The sequence below is a fragment of the Methylocystis parvus OBBP genome, from assembly GCF_027571405.1.
In the GTDB taxonomy this organism is placed as follows: Bacteria; Pseudomonadota; Alphaproteobacteria; order Rhizobiales; family Beijerinckiaceae; genus Methylocystis; species Methylocystis parva.
Genome location: NZ_CP092968.1, coordinates 539,067 through 559,223 on the forward strand (window position 1 = coordinate 539,067; position 20,157 = coordinate 559,223).

At 64.5% G+C, this 20,157-nt stretch carries 21 protein-coding genes and 1 pseudogene; 7 read left to right on the forward strand and 15 right to left on the reverse strand.

All coding sequences use genetic code 11. The annotated features are described in order from the left end of the window. Nucleotides 1-24: 24 nt before the first annotated feature. On the reverse strand, nt 25-432 hold the full coding sequence (locus MMG94_RS02595; protein WP_016920978.1) for a flagellar export protein FliJ: 408 nt from the start codon (nt 430-432) through the stop codon (nt 25-27). 222 nt (nt 433-654) lie between these two features. Here MMG94_RS02595 and MMG94_RS02600 point away from each other — a divergent pair, with 222 nt between their 5' ends. Continuing rightward, the gene (locus MMG94_RS02600; RefSeq protein ID WP_016920979.1) at nt 655-1,119 is read left to right on the forward strand and encodes a cupin domain-containing protein; all 465 of its coding nucleotides are present in this window, start codon (nt 655-657) and stop codon (nt 1,117-1,119) included. Nucleotides 1,120-1,225: 106 nt separating this feature from the next. Here MMG94_RS02600 and pqqE read toward each other — a convergent pair whose 3' ends face one another. The 3 genes from pqqE to pqqB all read right to left on the reverse strand — a co-directional run bounded on the left by pqqE (nt 1,226) and on the right by pqqB (nt 4,503). After that, entirely contained in the window at nt 1,226-2,686 is a 1,461-nt protein-coding gene (pqqE, locus tag MMG94_RS02605; protein WP_016920980.1) for a pyrroloquinoline quinone biosynthesis protein PqqE, read from the reverse strand. Nucleotides 2,687-2,818: 132 nt separating this feature from the next. Next, nucleotides 2,819-3,577 carry a pyrroloquinoline-quinone synthase PqqC gene (pqqC, locus tag MMG94_RS02610; RefSeq protein ID WP_016920981.1) on the reverse strand — a complete coding sequence of 253 codons (759 nt, stop codon included), beginning with the start codon at nt 3,575-3,577 and terminating at the stop codon, nt 2,819-2,821. After that, nucleotides 3,574-4,503 (reverse strand): pyrroloquinoline quinone biosynthesis protein PqqB, encoded by a 930-nt coding sequence (gene pqqB / locus MMG94_RS02615; protein WP_016920982.1) that lies wholly within the window; start codon nt 4,501-4,503, stop codon nt 3,574-3,576. Before pqqB ends, pqqC begins: the two co-directional genes overlap by 4 nt. Before the next feature lie 475 nt (nt 4,504-4,978). Between pqqB and MMG94_RS02620 the strand changes: the two genes are divergently transcribed. The 3 genes and pseudogenes from MMG94_RS02620 (at nt 4,979) to MMG94_RS02630 (ending at nt 6,801) form a co-directional block, all read left to right on the forward strand. Then, on the forward strand, nt 4,979-6,154 hold the full coding sequence (locus MMG94_RS02620; RefSeq protein ID WP_016920983.1) for an alpha/beta hydrolase: 1,176 nt from the start codon (nt 4,979-4,981) through the stop codon (nt 6,152-6,154). 57 nt (nt 6,155-6,211) lie between these two features. Further along, nucleotides 6,212-6,424, forward strand: a pseudogene (locus MMG94_RS02625) (AbrB/MazE/SpoVT family DNA-binding domain-containing protein). Further along, the gene (locus tag MMG94_RS02630; protein WP_016920984.1) at nt 6,424-6,801 is read left to right on the forward strand and encodes a type II toxin-antitoxin system VapC family toxin; all 378 of its coding nucleotides are present in this window, start codon (nt 6,424-6,426) and stop codon (nt 6,799-6,801) included. The pseudogene MMG94_RS02625 and the gene MMG94_RS02630 overlap by 1 nt, the downstream one beginning before the upstream one ends. Here MMG94_RS02630 and pssA read toward each other — a convergent pair. The 11 genes from pssA to ldtR form a co-directional block, all read right to left on the reverse strand. Then, on the reverse strand, nt 6,798-7,622 hold the full coding sequence (gene pssA, locus MMG94_RS02635) for a CDP-diacylglycerol--serine O-phosphatidyltransferase (protein ID WP_026016401.1): 825 nt from the start codon (nt 7,620-7,622) through the stop codon (nt 6,798-6,800). The two genes, MMG94_RS02630 and pssA, sit on opposite strands and share 4 nt — an antisense overlap. Nucleotides 7,623-7,635: 13 nt before the next feature. After that, the gene (locus MMG94_RS02640) at nt 7,636-8,334 is read right to left on the reverse strand and encodes a phosphatidylserine decarboxylase (protein ID WP_016920986.1); all 699 of its coding nucleotides are present in this window, start codon (nt 8,332-8,334) and stop codon (nt 7,636-7,638) included. A gap of 270 nt (nt 8,335-8,604) precedes the next feature. After that, nucleotides 8,605-9,816 (reverse strand): molybdopterin molybdotransferase MoeA, encoded by a 1,212-nt coding sequence (locus MMG94_RS02645; RefSeq protein WP_016920987.1) that lies wholly within the window; start codon nt 9,814-9,816, stop codon nt 8,605-8,607. Nucleotides 9,817-9,906: 90 nt separating this feature from the next. Then, nucleotides 9,907-10,389: a cyclic pyranopterin monophosphate synthase MoaC gene (gene moaC, locus MMG94_RS02650; protein WP_016920988.1), complete on the reverse strand. Its 483-nt coding sequence runs from the start codon at nt 10,387-10,389 to the stop codon at nt 9,907-9,909. A 70-nt stretch (nt 10,390-10,459) separates the two neighbouring features. Then, on the reverse strand, nt 10,460-11,080 hold the full coding sequence (locus MMG94_RS02655; protein ID WP_154420065.1) for a PilZ domain-containing protein: 621 nt from the start codon (nt 11,078-11,080) through the stop codon (nt 10,460-10,462). Between the two features lie 247 nt (nt 11,081-11,327). Continuing rightward, the gene (trpC, locus tag MMG94_RS02660; protein WP_016920990.1) at nt 11,328-12,119 is read right to left on the reverse strand and encodes an indole-3-glycerol phosphate synthase TrpC; all 792 of its coding nucleotides are present in this window, start codon (nt 12,117-12,119) and stop codon (nt 11,328-11,330) included. A 104-nt stretch (nt 12,120-12,223) separates the two neighbouring features. Beyond that, nucleotides 12,224-13,243, reverse strand: a complete 1,020-nt coding sequence (gene trpD / locus MMG94_RS02665; RefSeq protein ID WP_016920991.1) for an anthranilate phosphoribosyltransferase — start codon at nt 13,241-13,243, stop codon at nt 12,224-12,226. A gap of 72 nt (nt 13,244-13,315) precedes the next feature. Next, nucleotides 13,316-13,930 carry an anthranilate synthase component II gene (locus MMG94_RS02670; protein WP_016920992.1) on the reverse strand — a complete coding sequence of 205 codons (615 nt, stop codon included), beginning with the start codon at nt 13,928-13,930 and terminating at the stop codon, nt 13,316-13,318. Between the two features lie 78 nt (nt 13,931-14,008). Next, a complete protein-coding gene (locus MMG94_RS02675; RefSeq protein ID WP_016920993.1) occupies nt 14,009-15,109 on the reverse strand; it encodes a site-2 protease family protein in 1,101 nt (366 codons plus the stop codon). A 79-nt stretch (nt 15,110-15,188) separates the two neighbouring features. Beyond that, nucleotides 15,189-15,938: a DUF5765 domain-containing protein gene (locus MMG94_RS02680; protein WP_193787610.1), complete on the reverse strand. Its 750-nt coding sequence runs from the start codon at nt 15,936-15,938 to the stop codon at nt 15,189-15,191. 136 nt (nt 15,939-16,074) lie between these two features. Continuing rightward, entirely contained in the window at nt 16,075-16,587 is a 513-nt protein-coding gene (gene ldtR / locus MMG94_RS02685; RefSeq protein ID WP_026016402.1) for a transcriptional regulator LdtR, read from the reverse strand. A 356-nt stretch (nt 16,588-16,943) separates the two neighbouring features. Here ldtR and MMG94_RS02690 point away from each other — a divergent pair, with 356 nt between their 5' ends. The 3 genes from MMG94_RS02690 (at nt 16,944) to MMG94_RS02700 (ending at nt 20,068) form a co-directional block, all read left to right on the forward strand. Beyond that, nucleotides 16,944-17,969 (forward strand): bifunctional nicotinamide-nucleotide adenylyltransferase/Nudix hydroxylase, encoded by a 1,026-nt coding sequence (locus MMG94_RS02690; protein WP_016920996.1) that lies wholly within the window; start codon nt 16,944-16,946, stop codon nt 17,967-17,969. 207 nt (nt 17,970-18,176) lie between these two features. Beyond that, entirely contained in the window at nt 18,177-19,565 is a 1,389-nt protein-coding gene (locus MMG94_RS02695; RefSeq protein WP_016920997.1) for a nicotinate phosphoribosyltransferase, read from the forward strand. Nucleotides 19,566-19,588: 23 nt separating this feature from the next. Continuing rightward, complete coding sequence (locus MMG94_RS02700) at nt 19,589-20,068, forward strand: hypothetical protein (RefSeq protein ID WP_016920998.1); 480 nt, start codon at nt 19,589-19,591, stop codon at nt 20,066-20,068. Nucleotides 20,069-20,157: the final 89 nt, after the last annotated feature.

Below are 20,157 nucleotides of genomic sequence, written 5' to 3' on the forward strand. Positions count from 1 at the left end.
AATGACGGCGGTGAGCGAAGGGCTTCAAACCCCCCGGCGAAAAGCGTGCGGCATTTCCGTCTGGCGACGCTCGACCATCACGTCGATCATGCGTTCGGCGCCGCGATCGCGGGCTTCCTGGCTCTGCGCCTTGGCGAGCTCTTCGCCTGCTTCCTTGAACTGGGCTTCCGCCTCTTCCAGCTGACCGCGCAATTCGTTGAGTGAGGCAACAATGTTGTCGCGCCGCGCGCGCGCGGCGCGGGCGTAGGTCGGATAGGCGAAATGATTGGGGTCAGAAATGTTGGCGCGCTGCTCTTCATGCGAGATTTCGCGGTCGAGATCGTTCGACATGCGCGTAAATTCCGCAATCATGGTGTTGAGCTGCACGACGCGCCGGCGCTTTTCTTCCGCTTGAAAGCGTTTCAGGCGGACAAGTGTATCCCGCGACTTCATGCCTTGGACTCCGTTACGCGACGCTTATGCAAAACAAACTGTTAACTCCGCGAGACGAGTTAAATATGCCTGCGGTAAGTTGCTCTTTGGTTACCGCGTTAGAAAAATCCGAAGGGTATCGGACGCCGCCGCCGCGGCGCCCTAAATGGGGCGAGGGGCCGACAGCGCGCGCCAGCTCTCACACAATGCGCGCTTCCACTCGAAATCGAGGAGGCGAAGCCTATGCGGTCCATTGCACTCACGATCGGCGCCCTTTGCGCCTTTGGCGGCGCCGCGCTGGCGGATGTCAGCGGCCTTCGCCGCGCCGACGGACTCGATTGGCGGCCAGCCCCGTCAGATCTGCCGAGCGGCGCCGAAGTCGCGGTGCTCTACGGCGATCCCATGTCGTCCGGCCCCTTCGTCGTGCGGCTGCGGGCGCCGGCGGGTTATCAGGTCGCGGCGCATAAGCATCCGGATCTGGAAACCATCACCGTAATCTCGGGCGTGCTCCGTTACGGCGAAGGCCAGCGGCTCGATCCGCGTTCCGAGGCCTTCGTCCATGCGGGCGATTTCTTCGCCGCCCCGGCCGGCATGAGCCACTGGATCGCGATCAATGAAGACGCGGTGATACAGGTGAGCGGAACGGGGCCGTGGAAGATCGACTATATCGATCCGCGCGATAGGCCGCGCGCCGCGCAGTTGAATTAAAGTCAGCCAAGCCGCTCGTATTTGCGAGCGAAGCGAGGCAATCCGGAGTCCGAACGACGCTCTGGATTGCTTCGTCGCATATGCTCCTCGCAATGACGAGTTGAGATTACACAGATTCCTCTGCGGGCGCGCTCTGCGGCGCGCCGCCGAAACGTCGGTAAATGTAAGCTGGCGGCGGCGCGTGCGACTCCGTCTCGGCGAAGGCGGCGAAGCGCGCATGGTCGGGCGAGAGATGGCAGGCGGGGTCGGTCGCCGCCGCGTCTCCCGCCACCGCCAGCGCCTGACAACGACAGCCGCCATAGTCGATCTCGCGGCGATCGCAGCTTCTGCACGGCTCTTTCATCCACTCTACGCCGCGATAGGCGTTGAAGGCGGCGCCGTTGCGCCAGATGTCGCCGAGGTCACGCGTGCGCACGTCGTCGAAAGTCAGATGCGGAATGGTCTGCGCCGCGTGGCAGGGCAGGGCCTTGCCGGAGGGCGTGACGACCATGATCGATCGGCCCCAGCCGCCCGTGCATTGCTTCGGCCGCGTGGCGTAGTGATCGTGGATGACGAAGTCGAAATTGAGCACGCCCTGCAATCGCTTCTTCGCCGCGTCGACAATACCGACCGTCTCCATGAACGTCTCGCGCGTGGGGATCAGCGCCGCGCGGTTCTCCTGCGCCCAGGCGTAATATTGGATATGCGCGATCTCGATGCGCTGCGCGTCGACCTCGACGGCGAAGTCTATGATCTGCGGCAGATGCGCGATGTTCTGGCGGTGCATCGGCGCGTTGATGGTGAGGCCCATGCCGAGTTCGCGCGTCCAGCGCGCGACGTCGCGCTTCTTCGGGACGCCGCCCTCGAAGGCCGAGATGCGGTCGGCGCTTTCCGGAACCACGTCCTGTATCGAGACCTGCACATGGTCGAGGCCGATCCGCGCGAGGCGCTCCAGCTTCTCGCGCGTCAGCAGCACGGCCGACGTGACCAGATTCGTATAGAGCCCCGCTTCGACGGCGTAAGTCAGTATCTCTTCGAGATCGCGCCGCGCCGTGGGTTCGCCGCCGGAAAGATGCAGTTGCAGCGCGCCGATCGAGGCCGCCTGACGAAACGTCTCGCCCCATTGCGCCGCCGTCATCTCGACATTGGATTTCTCGAGCTCCAGCGGATTGGAGCAGTAAGGGCATTGAAGCGGGCAGCGATGCGTCAGCTCGGCGAGCAGCCCCGCCGGCCCGCCTGCGAAGGGCGCGACGGACGACGCGAAATCGGAGAGCTTGGGCGGCGAGAAAAGATCGACGCCGTCGCGCAGCAGCCGCTTGTCGGCGAGACCCTGCAGCAGGTTCGTGACGTCGCGCGTAATGACGTCGAGCGGCGCCTTGTATTGCGCCGCCAGACGCGCGCAAAGCTCGGCGATGGTCGTCTCGCCATCGATGGCCTTCAGGACAATGAGGCCGATCGGGTCGAGCTCATAGGCGCGCTCGGGCGCGAGAATGACGGTGCGTTGACGCGCGCGGTCGTCATGCAGCCGTGCATAGCGCGTGAAAGCGGGGCGGGAGTCCGGGCCGATGATGTAGCGAGAAGTCGTCATTCTTAACCCGGTCTTACTGGCGCCGCGTCGCCCGCTCCTTTTCCGTCATTGCGCGCGAAGCGAAGCAATCCAGGGGCAGCTATTGTGGCTCTGGATTGCTTCGCTTCGCTCGCAATGACGGTGGGTGCCTGCTCATTCCCCCGGCCGCCACGCGCCCGGCGGGATCAGCCCCGGCGTGACGTAAGCGTGATGTAAGGCGTCGAGCTGCGCCCACAAGACGTCGCATTTGAAGCGCACCGCCGCGACGCAGGCTTCCTGCTCCTCGCGCGTGCGGGCGTTGTCCAGCACATAAGCGAGCGCGAATTCGGAGTCGCGCGGCGCCTGTGAGAGACGGCGCTTGAAATAGGCCATCACATGGTCGTCGACGAAATTGTAATTCTCCAGCATCCCGACGATGCGCTCGCGATGGATGGAGGGCGCGAAAAGTTCGGTCAGCGACGATGCGACCGCGATGACGAGCGGCTGCTCCACGACGAAGCGCACATAGGCTTCGACGGCGAATTTGGTGGCGGGCAGGGCGCCGCGGCGCGACGTCACATAGTCGCGCGGAAAGCCGAGCGCGTCGGTGAGCACCAGCCAGCGCTCGATGCCACCGCCTTCCTCGCCGAGGCCGTCATGGTCGTGGATGCGATGGATCCATTCGCGGCGCAGCTCGCGGTCATGCACGCGGCTCATGAAGGCCGCGTCCTTGCGCGGAACGGCCTCCTGATAGCAGTAGCGGTTGAGCGCCCAGGCGGCGACCTGATGCTTGGCGAGCTTGCCGCCATGCAGCAGCTTATGGAACTCGTGCTTGTCGTGATAGCGCTCGACGCCGACATTGCGGATCGCGGCTTCGAAATCGGCGCGTGAAAGCGGCGCGGCATCGCGCCAATCGGTCACGATCTGGTTCATAGCGTCACCTCCATGCCGTCCGCCCCGATCTCCCAGCCCGCCGCATTGACATCGGCGCGCTGCCTGGAGTCGGCGTCGAGAACCGGGTTCGAATTGTTGATGTGCACATAGATCTTGCGCGCGACGTCCAAAGTCGCGAAGGCGGCGACGGAGCCGTCCTCGCCGCTCATATTGATGTGGCCCATGCGCGAGCCTGTCTTGCCGAGCAGGCCCTGCTCGATCATCTCGTTCTCGTGATAGAGCGTGCCGTCGAAGAAGACGAGCGCCGCGCCGCGCAGGCGATTGGCGAGAGCCTCGTCGACTTTCGCGCAGCCGGGAACGTAAAAGAAGGACTTGCCCGTCTTCGTCTCGGCGATCTCGAAGCCGAGCGTGTCGCCGGCGCTCGTGCCGAAATTCGGCGCGTTCTTGTCCTCGAGATAGAGCGCGATCTTGCCCGGCACCGGGAAGGCGCGGATCGTGAGGCCGAGATCGACGCCGGCGCCTTTGAGCGGGATCGTTTCATCCATGCGCAATTCGATGCGCGGCACGAGCTGCGTCTGAAGGATGGTGAAGATCGGATTGGCGCCGAGCGCCTGCAGTACGCGGCCGGCGGCATAGACGCTGAAAGGCTGCGCTTCGCGCAGATTCAAAAGGCCCGCGACGTGGTCGACGTCGCCATTGGTGAGCGCCACGGCCTTGATCGGGCTCGCGCGGACGGGATCGCCTTCAGCGGGCGCGAGCTCGGGCGCGGCGGCGATCTGTTCGCGCAGATCGGGCGAGGCATTGAGCAGGATCCAATTGGCGCCGTCGGCGGAGACGGCGAGAGACGATTGCGTGCGCGGCGAAAAACCCGGCGCGCCGGCGCGCACCGCGCGGCAATTGGCGCAATTGCAGTTCCATTGCGGGAAGCCGCCTCCGGCGCCCGAACCCAAAATTCTGATCCGCATCGCGTTTCCTGACGCTCATCGAGGAGCGCCATTCTCCCTTGTAAGACGACCGCGCAAACAGCTCTTTCGCCAGAGCGGCGCCCGATACCTCCCCTTTACGGGGAGGTCGGCGGGTCGCAGACCGCCGGGTGGGGTTCGCTTGAGCGATGGCGGCGGATCGAGTTTGACCCACCCGACCCCGCTTTCGCGGGGCCGCCCTCCCCGTAAAGGGGAGGGATTGTCTCACCCTCAGCGCCCGAGCAAATGACCCTGCTTGCCCGTTATCCTGTTCTTTTGGCCGCGCACTATGCACCCTCGGCGCGGCCGCGCAAGTGCGGCAAATTTGCAAGTTGTTAACTGAATGTCTCAACTTTTCAGTGTGCGGCGCGGCATGATCGCCCCGCTTTCGACGCTTTCTCGGGTAAGAACAATTTCCGGCGGGGACGTCTTCGGGAACGTAACTGTGCAAAAAATCCCGGTCGCGCTGGATCCGTAATTGCGCAAAGCTTCGCTCAAACTAACAGCCCTTGTCGCCGCGACGCTTCTCTCGGGCTGCGTCTCGGACGGCATGCGCGCGGTCGACGGCCATATCACCAACGCCGCCTCCTTCGTCTCGGGGCCGCAAGGCGAGCCCAATCGCGTGCCGCTCTTCATCGCATCCACGCGGCGCAGCGAGGGTGCGACCGATGACGGGCGGCCGCATTTTTCGCTGACAGCCGTCGGCGTGCCGCAGAACCACCGGCCGGGCGCCGTCGAGCGGCCGAGCTTCGGGCAGTCCGACAGGCGTCGCCATTTCACCGTTCTCTCCAAACGCAATCTCGACGAGGAGGAGTTCTTCGACGAGATTGCGACGCATCTTTCGGGGCGCGTCGGCAGTTCGCGCGACATTCTGCTCTATGTGCACGGCTTCAATACGAGCCATGACGAAGCGCGTTTCCGTCTGGCGCAGATCGTGGCGGATGGCGGCTTTTCAGGCGTTCCCGCGCTCTTCTCCTGGAATTCGCGCGGCGGCCTGTTCAATTACGAGTCCGACAAGGAGGCCGCGACCGTCTCGCGCGACGCGCTGGAGAAGGTCATACTGGCGCTCGCCAGGGAGCCGGGCGTCGGGCGCGTGCATATTCTCGCGCATTCCATGGGCTCATGGCTCACAATGGAGACGCTGCGCGACGTCGCCCTTTCCGGCCATCCCGATCTCGACGGCAAGCTCGGCGAGGTGATGCTCGCCAATCCCGACATCGATCTCAACGTTTTCCGCCAGCAGGTCGCGCGTCTCGATCCGCATCGCGTCTCGATCTTCGTCGCCAATAATGACCGGGCGCTGGCGCTGTCTTCGCGCATCGCCGGCGATCGTCCGCGCCTTGGCGCGATGGACCCGGCGAAGCCCGAGGACAAGGCTGAACTCGACCGTCTCGGAATCGCCGTGCACGACATCTCGTCCTTTTCGACGGACTATATCGGCCACGGCGCCTTCGCCGAGGCGCCGGATGTGGTCAAGAAAATCGGCGCCCATATCGCCGCCCCGCGCGCGAGCGACGCCGACAAGATGGCGATCCCGGATTTTCGCGGCGACGAGGTCGCGGGAACGACGAGCGTTCCCCAAACCCCGCCGCCGCCTCCATCTGTGGCGCAGAAGGTGGAGACCTCGCCGCTGCCGCCGGTAGCGGGCCGTTGAAGTGTTGACTGAGGCGCGATAAATCTTACGCAAAGGCAATCGGTAGGCAGGCGTAAGATGTCAGATACGGCGACGCTGTCGGTAAAGTTCCAGATTTCCATACCCAAGGCGGTCCGCGAAGCGCGCAAATGGAAAGCGGGCCAGTAGTTTGCGTTTATTCCAAAGGGGACGGGGGTGCTCCTGGTTCCCGTGCCGGAGCGTGACTCGCTGCGGGGCTTGGCGAAGGGCTCCAGGCCCGATGATTATCGCGACCGTAAAGACCGCTATTGATGCTGGTCGTTGACATATCGGCGTGGATCGAATGGCTCATCGACTCCTCGACCGGGCGGGATCTTCAAGAGGAAATTCCCTCGCGCGAAGAATGGGTTGTGCCAACGATCGTTCAGCTTGAACTCGCGAAATGGCTTGTGAGGGAAGTTGGCGAGGACAAGGCCGATCAAGTGATCGCATTCACGCAACTCTGCCTGGTCGCGCCACTTGATACGAAGCTGTCGCTGGCGGCCGCCGAGTTTTGCGCGAAACACAAGCTGGCTACTGCGGACGCAATCGTTTATGCGACGGCTTTGGATTACGATGCAAGTCTTCTTACTTGCGACGCGCACTTCAAGGATTTGCCGTCGGTCCGATACGTTCCAAAGCGGCCTTAGCTCGCTCCTGCGCTTCCCTCCGCCTTCTCCGCCTCCGCCTTCGCCAGCGCATTGTAGCGCTTCACGCTGAAGGGGATCATGGCGAGGAAGCCGATGCTGACCACCGCCAGCAGCTCCATCGGATAGATCGCGAGCAGCAGAGCCGTCACGCCGACGCCGAAGAGCACGGGGATGAGCAGATCGCGCGGGATGCGGCCGATGCGCTTGCCCGAGAAATGCGGAATGGTGCTCGCCATCAGGAAGGCGATGGCCAGGACATAGACGATGTAGAAGGGCACGAAGGCTTTGGAGGCCGGCAGCTCCAGCGCCGAGAAATGCAGATAGAGCGGCAGCAGCACGGTCACGGCGCCGGCGGGCGCGGGCATGCCGACAAAGAATTCCGCGTGCCACGCCGGTTTGCTCGGATCGTCCATCATCACGTTGAAGCGCGCGAGGCGCAGCGCGCCGGCGATGGCGAAGGCCAGCACGGCGAACCAGCCGAGACCCTTGATCTCGTGCAGCGCCCAGAGATAGAGCAGCAGGCCCGGCGCGACGCCGAAATCGATGAAATCCGCAAGCGAATCCAGCTCGGCGCCGAAGCGCGACGTGCCCTTGATGGCGCGGGCGAGGCGTCCGTCGAGCCCGTCGAGCACCGCCGCCGCCATGACCGCCGTGACGGCCTTCACGAAGTCTTCCTCGATGGCGTAGCGGATGGCCGTGAGGCCCATGCAGAGCGCCAGCAGCGTCACGAGATTGGGCAGCACCACGCGGATGGGAATGTTGCGGAAGCGCAGCCGCCGCAGCTCCATAGGCGATAGCTGGAAACCCTGGTCGTCGCTCATGTGCGTTCTCGCCTCAGCCCGTCTTGAAGGTCAGCGTGGGCGCATCCGCCGTGAGGTCGGCGAGGACCGTCTCGCCGGCGATGGCGCGCGCGCCGACCGCCACCATGGCGCGGGCGGATGACGGCATATAGACGTCCACGCGCGAGCCGAAGCGGATAAGGCCGAAACGCTCGCCGACGCCGAGGCTCTCGCCTTCCTTGGCGAAGCAGACGATGCGGCGCGCAACGAGGCCCGCGATCTGCACGACGCCGAAGCGGCCGCGCGGCGTCTCGATGACGAGGCCGTTGCGCTCATTGTCCTCGGACGCCTTGTCGAGATCGGCGTTGACGAAGAGACCGGGCTTGTAGGCGATCTTCGCGATCCGTCCGGTGACGGGCGTGCGGTTCACATGGACGTCGAAGACGCTCATGAAGACGGAGATGCGTTGCAGCGGCTCCGCCCCCATGCCGAGCTCCGGCGGCGGCAGGAAGAAACCGATCGAACAGATCACGCCGTCGGCCGGCGAGACGACGAGCCCGTCCTTGAGCGGCGTGACGCGCGGCGGATCGCGGAAGAAATAGACGCACCAGGCCGTAGCGATGAAGCCGATCCAGCCCAGCGTGGGGGAAATCCAGTCGAGCACGAAGGCGGCGACGGCGAAACCCGCAATGAAGACATAGCCCTCTGGATGAATCGGCACGAGGACTTTGCGAACGGAATCGATGACGGACATGGGCAGGCTCCCGTTGCGCGATTCTTGAGCGGCGGACGGACGCCTCTTTGCCATGTTGCAGCGCCAAAGTCACGGGCGGCGGTCCAGTTCTTCAGAGCAGCCGGGTGAAGATCGACAGTCCTCGCCCTCATGCTGAGGAGCCGCCGAAGGTGGCGTCTCGAAGCACGAGGGCGCGCGCCAGATTTCGGCAAATGAAGGTTCCTCGTCCTTCGAGACGCGAGCTTCGCGCGCTCCTCAGGATGAGGAAACCTTCACCTGATCGCTTTGTCCTTACAGCCGCCAGATGCGGCAGGGCGCGCCCGCCGGCAGCGGCGCGTCGCCGGGTTCGCGGATGAGCAAAGCCTGCGACCGAGCCAGCTCCGTCAGCAGCGAGGAATCCTGCATGGGCATCGGCGTCGCGACGAGGCGGCCTTCCGCGTCCTTGGCGAGCGTCGCGCGCATATAGTCGCGCCGGCCCTTATTGGCCGGGAGGTCCGCGCCGGCGATGGCGGTTTCGGTCGGGTCGGCGCCCGACCCGGGGTCGCCCTGCAAGGCGCGGATCAGCGGCGCGAGGAAGACGAGCGCGCAGACGATGGACGCCACCGGATTGCCGGGCAGGCCGAGAATATGCGCGTCGCCGAGGCGCCCGGAAATGAGCGGCTTGCCGGGCCGCATCGCAATCTTCCAGAAGTCGAGCGTCATGCCCTGACGTGCGAGCGCCGGGCGCAGCAAGTCGCGGTCGCCGACAGAAGCGCCGCCAAGCGTGACGAGAATGTCGGCCTGCGCCTCGCGCGCGATTCCGATCGCGCGTTCGAGTTCGGCGAGGTCGTCGCGGAAAATGCCGAAATCGATCACCTCCGCCCCCGCTTCTTCGGCGATCGCAGCCACGGCGAAGTTATTGGTCGAAATGATCTGCGACGGGCCGGGCTCTGCGCCGGGCGGCACGAGTTCGTCTCCCGCGGCGAGCAGCGCGACGCGCGGGCGGCGCGCGACCGGGAGCATGGCGTGGTTCATGGCGGCGGCGAGCGCCAGTTCCGCGAAGCCGAGCCGCGTTCCGGCGAAGAGCGCGGCGGCGCCTTCCCGGAAATCGAGGCCGGCCGTACGGATGTGATTGCCGGCGCTGGCGCCGGGCTTGACGCCGCCATTGCCGGCTTCGACTTCGGCGTCCTCCTGCAGCAGGATGGCGTCGGCGCCATCAGGCACGGGGGCTCCGGTGAAGATGCGCACCGCCTCGCCGGGTCCGAGCGGCGCCCCGTAGCCGTGGCCCGCCGCGCTCTCGCCGACAATCTTGACGGGCCCCCGCGCCAGATCGGCGACGTGGACCGCATAGCCGTCCATGGCCGAGACGTCGACCGGCGGCTGGGTGCGCCGCGCGACGAGATCGCGCGAGAGCGTACGGCCGCGCGCATCTGCGAGCGCGACGGTTTCCTCGCCCAGGCGCGTCGCGCCGGCGAGCACGCGAGCGAGGGCGTCGTCGACGGCGAGGAGCTTGTTATCGGACATTTCCGGCCTCCCCGTCATTGCTTCGCGTTTCCGCGAAGTCGGGTATACCCGACTTCGAAAAAAATGCTCGCAATGACGGCTGTGTGATTTTCACTTATCTTCCCGCCGCCAGTCGCCGCTCTTGCCGCCCTCCTTGGAGACAAGCTCCACGCCCTCGATGCGCATGGCGCGATCGACGGCCTTCAGCATGTCGTAGATGGTGAGACATGCGACGGAGACGGCGGTTAACGCCTCCATCTCGACGCCGGTCTTGCCGGTGACGCCCGCTTCGACCTCGACCCGAAGGCCGGGGAGCGCTTCGTCGGGCGCGATCTCCACGGCGACGCGCGTCAGGGGCAGGGGGTGACAGAGAGGGATGAGGTCGCTCGTCTTTTTCGCCGCCATGATGGCGGCGATGCGCGCGACGCCGAAGACGTCGCCCTTCTTCGCCTGACCGGCAATGGCGAGCGCCAGCGTCTCCGGCGCCATCGCGACGCGGCCGCGCGCCCGCGCCACGCGCGTGGCGTCCGCTTTGGCGGAAATGTCGACCATATGGGCGTCGCCGGCCGCGGAGAGATGGGTGAGCTTTGTCATGCGGGCGCTTTTGCGCTTTTGAGCCGCGCAAGACAAGAGGGCGGAAAGCGGGGCTTTCGCGACGAGCGCGCTACAGCGTGGTGCGTTCGTTGACGCTTTCCTCTTCGAAGGCGTCGTCGAATTCGGCGACGAATCCTCCTTCGAAGGTTCGAAGGACCGTCGCCGATTTCGAGCCGATGAAAATCTTCCCGCCCTCGGGAATATTCATTTTCGAAACGGCGAAATTGAATTCGACATTCACGCCAGAGGCGGAGAGATCGTTGATCCGCGCCATGCGCTCCTTGCCGTTCGGCAAGCGAACCGTCGTCACCCGCGTCAAGGGCACGAAGCGCTTATGACGGCGGGCGATCTGCGGGTCCAAATCATCGCCGCGACTGGCGAGACCTTGGAGTTGGTCCGCCAGCTTTTCGTATTTGAGCGGCGGGAGGGTCATTCCGAGGGAAAATCCGTCGTCTTCGTGCCGTTCGACCACGCCTTCGAAGCGGCCGAGCTCTGCGATATAGACGATCACCTGATCGCCGAGGCGCGGCGTCGCGTCAGACGCGACCCGCATTTCGGTCGTCGACATCGCCACGATCTGGCAGTCATGCTCCCGCTTCGACGGCAACATGAAGCGCCCCGCCAGGTCGACGCGAATAGTCGACGGCTGCGCGCCGATTTCGCTCGGCTCAGTCAAAGATCGTGCGGACATGAACCCCTCGGCCTGTGTCGCTGTCCACAATCAGGCGGGTCCGGTGTTGAAAGCTTTAACGTACGTGTCGGACGAATCGCGCGGTTTTGATCCTTTGGATTAAACCGCTGAACAATCGAGAGATTTCAGGGCAACAATTTGTTAACCACCGAGGTAAAACGCCCTTCGAGCCCCTGTGAGGTCGGTTGAGCGACCGATTGTCTCAATCGTCGTTTTTATTGGTGGACGCCAGTTTGGTTCATGAGGCTCAGCCATTGAGCAATTGTTTCGTCGCCGCCTCGACATCCTCCTGCCGCATCAGGCTCTCGCCGACGAGGAAAGTGAAAATGCGCGACTTCTCCAGACGCAGACAGTCGTCATGAGTCATGATGCCGCTCTCGGCGACGACGATCTTGTCGTGCGGCACCTTCTCGGCGAGTCGCTCGCTGGTTTCGAGAGATACCGAAAAATCGTGCAGATTCCTGTTGTTGATGCCAATCAGCCGCGTCTCGAGCGCGAGGGCGCGGTCGAGTTCGCGCTCGTCGTGGATTTCGACCAGCACGTCCATGCGCAGGTCGTGCGCGGCGGTGTTGAGCGCCTTGGCCTCTTCGTCGTTGACGGCCGCCATGATGATGAGGATGCAGTCCGCGCCATAGGCGCGCGCCTCGAACACCTGATAGGGATCGAAGAGGAAGTCCTTGCGGATCGCCGGAAGATGCGTCGCCCTGCGGGCCGCTTCCAGATCTTCGAGCTTGCCGTCGAAGGAGGGGCCGTCGGTCAGCACGGAGAGACAGGCGGCTCCGGCTTTCTCATAGGCCTTGGCGAGCTTGGGGGGATCGAAATCCTCGCGAATGACGCCTTTGGAGGGCGACGCCTTCTTCACTTCCGCGATCAGCGCGATGCGGCGCTGGGCGAGCTTCGCCTCGATCGCATGGACGAAGCCGCGCGGCGGATCGTGGTCGCGCACATTGCGCTCCAGCGTCGCGAGCGGCATGCGCACCTTGGCCTCGGAGATTTCGGTGCGCTTATAGGCTTCAATTCTGTCGAGAATGTCGGTCATGTCTTCGAGCCTGACGGAGGCGCGCCGCGCGCCGCCAATGATTCAGCTAATTGAATAGCGGATTGGAAGCCGCAAGCCTATCCCGCATGAGGTCGCGGCGACTCTCACATTTCCGCATTCGAATGCCGCACGAGCGCCTCCAGTTTCTCCGCCGCCGCGCCCGTGTCGAGAGCCCGCTCGGCGAGGCGGGCGCCCTCGCGCAAATCGGCCGCGCGCCCGGCGACGACGAGGGCGATTCCCGCATTGAGGACGGCGATGTCGCGATAGGCGTTTTTTTCGCCGGCCAGCACGGCGCGGAGCGCCTTGGCGTTATGCGCCGGGTCGCCGCCGACGAGCTGTTGCGCAGTCGCGCGCGGGAGGCCGGCGTCTTCGGGCGCGATGTCGAAGTCGCGTATGGTCCCGTCCTCCAGCGCCACGACATGGGTGATCCCGGTCGTCGTCGCCTCGTCGAGGCCGTCGGCGCCATGGAGCAGCCAGACGCGTTTGGAGCCGAGCTCCCGCAGCACTCTCGCCAGCGGCTCGAGCCAGTCGCGCGCATAGACGCCGAAGATCTGGCGCTCGACGCGCGCGGGGTTGCAGAGTGGGCCGAGCAGATTGAAAATCGTCCGCACCCCCAGCTCCGCGCGCACCGGCGCGGCGTGGCGCAGCGCCGGATGGTGGGTCGGCCCGGCCATGAAGCAGATGCCGGCGTTTTGCAGGCAGGCGGCGGCGGCGGCGGACGAAATCCCGACCTTGACGCAGAGTTCGCCGAGCACGTCCGAAGCGCCCGAGCGCGAAGACGAGGCTTTGCCGCCATGTTTGGCGACGGTGGCGCCGGCGGCGGCGGCGATGAGCGCCGCGAGAGTGGAGATGTTGTAGGTGCCGGCGCCGTCGCCGCCGGTGCCGACAATGTCGATCGCGTCGGCGGGGGCTGAAACGGGCGTCATTGCGGCGCGCATCGCCTCCGCCGCGCCGATGATTTCGTCGACCGTCTCGCCGCGCATGCGCAGGCCCAGGAGAAAGGCCCCGAGCTGAGCCGGCGTCGCTGCGCCGTCGAAGATCAGCGAGAAGGCCGCGCGCGCTTCTTCGCGCGCCAGCGGATGGCCTTCGGCGAGAGTGGCGATATAGGGTTTGAAGTCTTGCATCGAGGGTTCGCCCGCCGGTCCTTCCCCTGCCTGTCCGTCTCCCGCATCGGCGGGCGAGGATTGAGACGAGGCTTAAGCCGCCTTCTTCCCGGCGCGCGGCCCCTGATTCCACTCGGCCGCGAGTTCCAGGAAATTCTGCAGGATTTTGTGGCCGTGCTGCGAGGTGATGCTCTCGGGGTGGAACTGCACGCCATGGGTCGGCAGTTCGTTGTGCGAGAGCGCCATGATCAGCCCGTCGGGCGTTTCCGCGGTGATGCGCAGGCAGGAGGGCAGGGTCTCGCGCTTGACGACGAGCGAATGGTAGCGCGTCGCCTGGAAGGGGCCGTCGATCCCGCGAAACACCGCGTCTCCCTTGTGGAGGATCGTCGCCATCTTGCCGTGAATCGGCAGCGGCGCGCGGATGACGTCGCCGCCGAAAACCTCGCCGATCGACTGATGGCCGAGGCAGACGCCGAAAATCGGGATGCTGGCCGAGGCGGCCTTGATCAGGTCCATGCAGATGCCGGCCTCATGGGGCGTGCAGGGGCCGGGCGAAAGCACGATGGCGTCCGGCGCCTCGGCCAGCACGTCGGCGACCGAAACCGCATCGTTGCGATGCACGGTGACATTCGCCCCGAGCTGGCCGAAATAATGGACCAGATTGAAGGTGAAGCTGTCGTAATTGTCGATCAGCGTAACGTTGGACATGTGCTTTCCAGAGCGCGGCGCGCGGCGTGACGTTGATTTTTCAATAGGACGGGTGGGGGAGTTAGGCAACCGGCCCGCTCAGGACGCGATCTCCCGCCTCGGAAAGCGCCAATCCGGCCGCGCGTCGCGGATCATCATGATCTCCGCGAGCGACTGCCGCGTCAGCAGCCCTGCGAGCTTGCCTTCAGCGTCCACCACCCCGACGGGGTCGCCGCCATTGAGGATCGGCAAGGCGGCGTCGATCGTTTCATGCGCGCCGATGGTCGCGATCTGTTTCCTGGCGAAGGGAGCGACGGGCGCGCTCGCGTCGGAGACGCGCAGCGCCTCGACGATCTCCGCCCGTGACAGAAGGCCTGCGGGCCGGCCGGCGCCGTCCACCACGGGAAAATCGTCCTGCGAGGTCGCGAGCAGAATGTCGACCGCTTCGCCGACGGTGGAGCCGCGATTGAGCGTCGCGATGCGGTGCTCCATCGCGTCGATGGCGGGCAGGCCGCGCGCCGCCTCGGCCATGGTCGTCATCTGCGCCTCGCCCGCCGCCGCCATATAGACGAAGATGGCGATGAAGAGCAGCATGGGATGGCCGAAGAGACCGGCGAAGCCGAGAAGGAAGGCGAATCCCTGGCCGATATTGGCGGCGATGCGGGTCGCCTTGCCCTGACCGAGCCACATTGCGAGCGCCGCGCGCAGGACGCGGCCGCCATCCATCGGGAAAGCCGGGATCAGGTTGAAGACGGCGAGAAAGACGTTGGTCGCCGCGAGCCGCTCGAAAATGCTGATGGACGGATCGCTGATATGCGCGGCGTCGCCAAAATTGAACGCCCCCGCGACCAGGATGAGTAAGCCGGCGATGACAATGTTGACGGCCGGTCCGGCGACCGCGATCAGAAGCTCCTGATAGGGCTTTTGCGGCATGGACTCCATGTCCGCCACGCCGCCGATAGGCAGCAGCGTGACCTCGGGCGAGACGATGCCGAATTGGCGGGCGGTCAGTATGTGCCCGAATTCATGCAGCACGACGCAAAGAAAAATGGCGGAGATGAACAGCACGCTCTCCCCAGCCGCCTCGGCGCCGCCGCGCTGGAATGCGGCCATCCCGATCCAGGCGAGGAAAAGCAAGAGCGTGAGATGGATCCGGACGGCGGTTCCTTTGAACGTGCCGAGCGTGAAGGACCAGCGCATGGAGCCCCCGAGCGTGGGTTAATTCTTTCGAAAAATAGGCGCTCCGGTCGGGTTAGGCCAGAGCGCATCGGGGGCTGAACTATGCCGGGACGCCGGCGCCGGTCCAACCGCGCGGCCAAAGGGGCCAGCTCCTCACCCTGAACCAGTCCAGCATTGGCGGGAAAAAGGCCAGGCCGACGATGCCGACGGAAAAGAGGCACCAGATCGCCGGGACTTCGTTGTTCTGGGTCGTCAGCGCATTGGCGAAGACCGGGCCGAGCAGCAAGTGGAAGATGGCGAATCGCCATGAACCATAAATGATCGGCGCGACGAAGACCGCGAGCATATAGAAAGGCAGGCCCCAATTGGCGCCGATGAAATTGTCGATCCAGGTTCCAAGGCCGTTGAGCGGAATGTCCCAGGCGACGTGCCAGTCGCCCGAGCGCGTGCAGAGCGTCCGGGCGCACATGGTTTCGGGGATGCGACAGTCGCCGGCCCAGTCCAGCGGCAGCAGTTGCGCGAGCGTAAGGACAGTGCAGGCGCCGCAGATGAAATAGACATAGGACCGGATGCGGTTGCGAATCTCGGGCGGGATCAGCTCCAGCGAGATGGCGTTGATGAAGATGGGCTGGATCGCGATGTGCAGGAAGGACAGGAATGTGATCGCCCGATTGGCGGGCGTTCCGCAGGCGTTGATGACGAGATAGCCCGCCGCCTGCAAGGCTTCCATCGCGGCGAAAAAGGCGAGGGCGATCCAGACCGCGGTGGGGGCGCCTCTTCGGCGCGCAACCGCCGAGGCCCCGCCGCCAATTGCGGCCATGCCTACGGAAACTGGCAAATTCCAGCACATAGAGCCTTCCCCGACCTGCTCGCAATTCGCCGCGGTCGGGAGCTTAGCAGAATTAACTGATATTAATCAAAAGCGCCGGCGAGCGCCCGAAGGCCGCCGCCGGCGAAGTCTGCGATAGAAGAAGGGGAGGAGCGGATCAGAGGCGATAGCGGATCTGGTCGGTCCAGAAGCGCTCCAGACGCGTCAGCGACTGGTTGAGGTTCTTGAACTCGTCGCAGGAGACGCCGCCAATATGCTCGATGGTCGTGGCGTGCTTGTCGTAGAGCTGCGCGACGATGTCGTGAATCTCCTTGCCCTTCGGCGTCAGCGAAATGCGGACCGAGCGGCGGTCGAGGCGCGAGCGGGCGTGATGCAGGTAGCCCATCTCGACGAGCTTCTTGACGTTGTAGGAGACGTTCGAGCCGAGATAATAGCCGCGGGTGCGCAGCTCGCTCGCGGTCAGCTCCTTGTCGCCGATGTTATACAGCAGCAGGGCCTGCACCGAATTCACGTCGCCGCGGTCGCGGCGGTCGAACTCGTCCTTGATGACGTCGAGAAGGCGACGATGAAGACGCTCGACGAGGGTCAGCGCCTCGAGATAGACCGGGCGAATTTCGCCGATGCGCTCCACGCGGGCCTGCTGGGGGGCTGTCTTCGTTACGGCGCTCATCTTCTTCTCCATCGTCTGATGCGTTACGCATCTATTGATCGCTTGATGGGTTCAAATTAGTCGACCCGAATGAACTTGAGTTTAAATAACAGCCTGAATCCGGCGTTTACCTAGGATTGCCCCGTTTCGGTGAACATCCGATAAATTGCAATGATCGATTTACGCTGAATCCGCCTTAAAGATTCCACGGCTTTTGCTTCGATTTGTCGAAGAATTTAAAGAGCCGCCGTCAGCCCGGTTAATGAAGCTGACGCTTTCTCCTTGTGGAAAACTTCTGGCGCATTAAGCTGCGCATTATCGGCGGATCGCCGAAACGTCCGGGCGGACCGGACGCCGACATCGCATGAGGGAGCCTCATGACACGCTACGACCTCGCGGTCTTCATCGGCCGTTTCGAACCCTTCCATCTCGGACATCTCGCCATTCTGCGACGCGCGCTTGCGCTCTCGCAGCGCGTCGTGGTGCTCGTCGGGTCGGCGGAGGCGCCGCGCACGGCGAAAAACCCGTGGACATATGCGGAGCGCGTCGTGATGATCGAGGCGGCGCTGGGCGCGGACGCAAAGCGCGTTGCGACGCTGCCGCTGCGCGATCATCTCTACAACGATAATGCCTGGCTTGCGGAAGCGCAGTCGCTCGTCGCGAGCGTCGCCGGCGACGCAAATACGATCGCGCTGTTCGGCTTCAGCAAGGACGCTTCGAGCTATTATCTGAAGGCGTTTCCGCAGTGGGAGCTCGTTGACGCCGCGAGCGTGCCGCTGCTCTCCGCCACCGAACTACGTCGGCATCTCTATTCGGAAGAAGCGGGCGCGCTACGTCTCATCGAAGCCAATGTGCCGCGGCCGGTGTTCGAGATCATCGACGCCTTCCGCAAAACGGAAGCCTATCGGCAGACGCTCGAGGAATTTCGTCATGTCGAAAGCTATCGCGCCGCTTGGGCCGATGCGCCTTACGCGCCGATCTTCGTGACGGTCGACGCGGTGGTCGCGCATTCCGGGCATGTGCTGCTCGTCAAGCGCAAGGCGCAGCCGGGGAAGGGGCTTTGGGCTTTGCCCGGCGGATTCGTCGCTCAGGACGAAACGTTGCGAGACGCCGCCCTGCGTGAATTGCGCGAGGAAACGCGGCTGAAAATTCCGATCCCCGTGCTGCGGGGCAATCTGCGCGGCGAAGCCGTGTTCGACCATCCCGGCCGTTCGCTGCGTGGGCGCACCGTCACGCATGCATTCTATTTCGAATTTCCGTCGGGCGAGCTTCCGCCCGTGCGCGGCGCTGACGATGCGGCGCGCGCAAGGTGGATTCCGATCTCGGAAGTGCAGAACATGCGCGCGAGTCTGTTCGAGGATCATTTTTTCATCCTCGAACATTTTCTTGGGGCAGGGTGGTGATGGCGCGCCGTCATGACGAGGAGCGAAGCGGTCCAGCATAGCCGCCGCCGCTCTGGATTGCTTCGCCTTCGGTTCGCAAAGACGGCAGGCGCCGCTTACGTATCCTGCCGCACATCCTGCATCTGCAAGTCCGTGAAATGAACTGAATTCCAATTCGCCCCGAGGGGAGAGACCCCGAAGCGGGCTTCAGCGCGAAGGAGTTTCGCCATGTTCTCCGTCAATCCAATCCTCAACACCGACAGCTACAAGACCAGCCATTACCTCCAGTACCCGCCGGGAACGACGCGCGTCTTCTCCTATGTCGAAAGCCGTGGCGGCGTTTGGGATCGCACGCTTTTCTTCGGACTTCAGGCGATCCTGAAACAGGAGTTTCTGACGCCGGTCACGCGCGCGCACATCGAGGAAGCGCGCGATCTGCTCGCGCCTCATGGCGCGCCGTTCAACGAGGCGGGCTGGGCGAAGCTCATCGACAAGCATGGCGGCTACATGCCGCTCGACATCCGCGCGGCGCCGGAAGGCAGCGTCATCCCCGTGCGCAACGCCATGATGAGCGTCGTCAACACGGACCCGGATTTCTTCTGGCTCACCTCTTACGTCGAGACCGCGTTGTTGCGCGTCTGGTATCCGGTGACGGTCGCGACGATCAGCTGGCATGTGCGCGAATCGATCAAGGAAGCGCTGGAAAAGACCGCCGACAATCCGGAAGCGGAGCTGCCGTTCAAGCTCCATGACTTCGGCGCGCGCGGCGTGTCGAGCTATGAGAGCGCCGCGCTTGGCGGGCTCGCGCATCTCGTCAGCTTCAAGGGAACCGATACGTTCGCGGCGCTGCTCGCGGCGCGCGATTTCTACCACGAGCCTCTGGCGGGCTTCTCCATTCCCGCCGCCGAGCACAGCACGATCACGGCTTGGGGCCGCGAAGGCGAGGTCGACGCTTACGCCAATATGGTCGCGCAGTTCGGCAAGCCGGGGAAAATCTTCGCCTGCGTCTCCGACAGCTACGACATTTTCGCGGCCGTCGAAAAGCTGTGGGGCGAGACGTTGCGCGAGAAGGTCGTCGAAAGCGGCGCGACGCTTGTCGTGCGTCCCGACAGCGGCGATCCGGAGACGATCGTCGCCAAGACGCTGGAGCTGCTCGCGGGGCGCTTCGGCTTCGACGTGAACTCCAAGGGCTACAAGGTGCTCCGCAACGTCCGCGTCATCCAGGGCGACGGCGTCAATCCGGAAAGCATCAAGGCCATGCTGGCGCGCGTCGTGCGCGACGGCTTCAGCGCCGAGAATGTCGCCTTCGGCATGGGCGGCGCGCTGCTGCAGCGGCTCGACCGCGACACGCAGAAATTCGCCTACAAGGCCAGCGCGGCGGAGATCGGCGGCGTCTGGCGGGACGTCTACAAGGACCCCGTCACCGATCACGGCAAGCGCTCGAAGCGGGGTCTGCTCGGGCTCGTCAATGATGGCCAATACCGGACGGTCGCGGTGGATTCCGCGCGCTTCCAGCCGCTCGACGGCGGCGCGAATTTGCTGCGTCCGGTCTATCGCAATGGCGAGCTGATCGTGGATGAATCGCTCTCTTCGATCCGCGAACGGGCGACCGCATAGAGGCCTTTATCCGAGATTTTGTCATGAACAAAAGCTTCCTCGCCATCCTGCTCGCATCGACGATGTTTTTCGCGCCCGCGTCCGTGACGCTTGCGCACGCCGAGAACCGCGAAACGCGCAAATGTGAATTCGAGGCGAAGAAACGCTGCGCTTCCGGGGAGGCGGCGGTCACGCTTGTCGACGGCGCCGTAACGAATGTCCAGATCGAGGTCTTCTGGTGCGGACGGCCGGGAGCCCCCGGCTATTCCTGCATGATCGACGTTTCGCGCGGCGACAAGGAGAGCAAATGGTCGGAGGAGGGCGGCGCGACGCTCATCGACAACGCCGCCCCCTTCAATCCGCAAGCGCCTGACCGGGTGAAGATAACGCTCGGAAAATTCGTCTCCATCGATCTGGAGAATGCGCAGTCGCTCGGGCGCTGCGGCGCAGGGGCGGAATTGCCAAAGGCCATTGTCGTCCCGGCGCGGAAAGCGCTTTGCCGCGTCTGGCTCGATCCGCCCTGACTCTCTGGCGCTGAAACTGCATGCGGGCGGGAAGGCGTCGCGACGGCGAAGGCTTTCCGACAAAAAGGGCGCAGGCGCGGGGTCCGCGC

Coding starts and splice junctions, on each gene's coding strand:
- MMG94_RS02595 (WP_016920978.1), bottom strand. CDS start 432: ATGAAGTCGCGGGATACACTTGTCCGCCTGAAACGCTTTCAAGCGGAA.
- MMG94_RS02600 (WP_016920979.1), top strand. CDS start 655: ATGCGGTCCATTGCACTCACGATCGGCGCCCTTTGCGCCTTTGGCGGC.
- pqqE (WP_016920980.1), bottom strand. CDS start 2,686: ATGACGACTTCTCGCTACATCATCGGCCCGGACTCCCGCCCCGCTTTC.
- pqqC (WP_016920981.1), bottom strand. CDS start 3,577: ATGAACCAGATCGTGACCGATTGGCGCGATGCCGCGCCGCTTTCACGC.
- pqqB (WP_016920982.1), bottom strand. CDS start 4,503: ATGCGGATCAGAATTTTGGGTTCGGGCGCCGGAGGCGGCTTCCCGCAA.
- MMG94_RS02630 (WP_016920984.1), top strand. CDS start 6,424: ATGCTGGTCGTTGACATATCGGCGTGGATCGAATGGCTCATCGACTCC.
- pssA (WP_026016401.1), bottom strand. CDS start 7,622: ATGAGCGACGACCAGGGTTTCCAGCTATCGCCTATGGAGCTGCGGCGG.
- MMG94_RS02640 (WP_016920986.1), bottom strand. CDS start 8,334: ATGTCCGTCATCGATTCCGTTCGCAAAGTCCTCGTGCCGATTCATCCA.
- MMG94_RS02645 (WP_016920987.1), bottom strand. CDS start 9,816: ATGTCCGATAACAAGCTCCTCGCCGTCGACGACGCCCTCGCTCGCGTG.
- moaC (WP_016920988.1), bottom strand. CDS start 10,389: ATGACAAAGCTCACCCATCTCTCCGCGGCCGGCGACGCCCATATGGTC.
- MMG94_RS02655 (WP_154420065.1), bottom strand. CDS start 11,080: ATGTCCGCACGATCTTTGACTGAGCCGAGCGAAATCGGCGCGCAGCCG.
- trpC (WP_016920990.1), bottom strand. CDS start 12,119: ATGACCGACATTCTCGACAGAATTGAAGCCTATAAGCGCACCGAAATC.
- trpD (WP_016920991.1), bottom strand. CDS start 13,243: ATGCAAGACTTCAAACCCTATATCGCCACTCTCGCCGAAGGCCATCCG.
- MMG94_RS02670 (WP_016920992.1), bottom strand. CDS start 13,930: ATGTCCAACGTTACGCTGATCGACAATTACGACAGCTTCACCTTCAAT.
- MMG94_RS02675 (WP_016920993.1), bottom strand. CDS start 15,109: ATGCGCTGGTCCTTCACGCTCGGCACGTTCAAAGGAACCGCCGTCCGG.
- MMG94_RS02680 (WP_193787610.1), bottom strand. CDS start 15,938: ATGTGCTGGAATTTGCCAGTTTCCGTAGGCATGGCCGCAATTGGCGGC.
- ldtR (WP_026016402.1), bottom strand. CDS start 16,587: ATGAGCGCCGTAACGAAGACAGCCCCCCAGCAGGCCCGCGTGGAGCGC.
- MMG94_RS02690 (WP_016920996.1), top strand. CDS start 16,944: ATGACACGCTACGACCTCGCGGTCTTCATCGGCCGTTTCGAACCCTTC.
- MMG94_RS02695 (WP_016920997.1), top strand. CDS start 18,177: ATGTTCTCCGTCAATCCAATCCTCAACACCGACAGCTACAAGACCAGC.
- MMG94_RS02700 (WP_016920998.1), top strand. CDS start 19,589: ATGAACAAAAGCTTCCTCGCCATCCTGCTCGCATCGACGATGTTTTTC.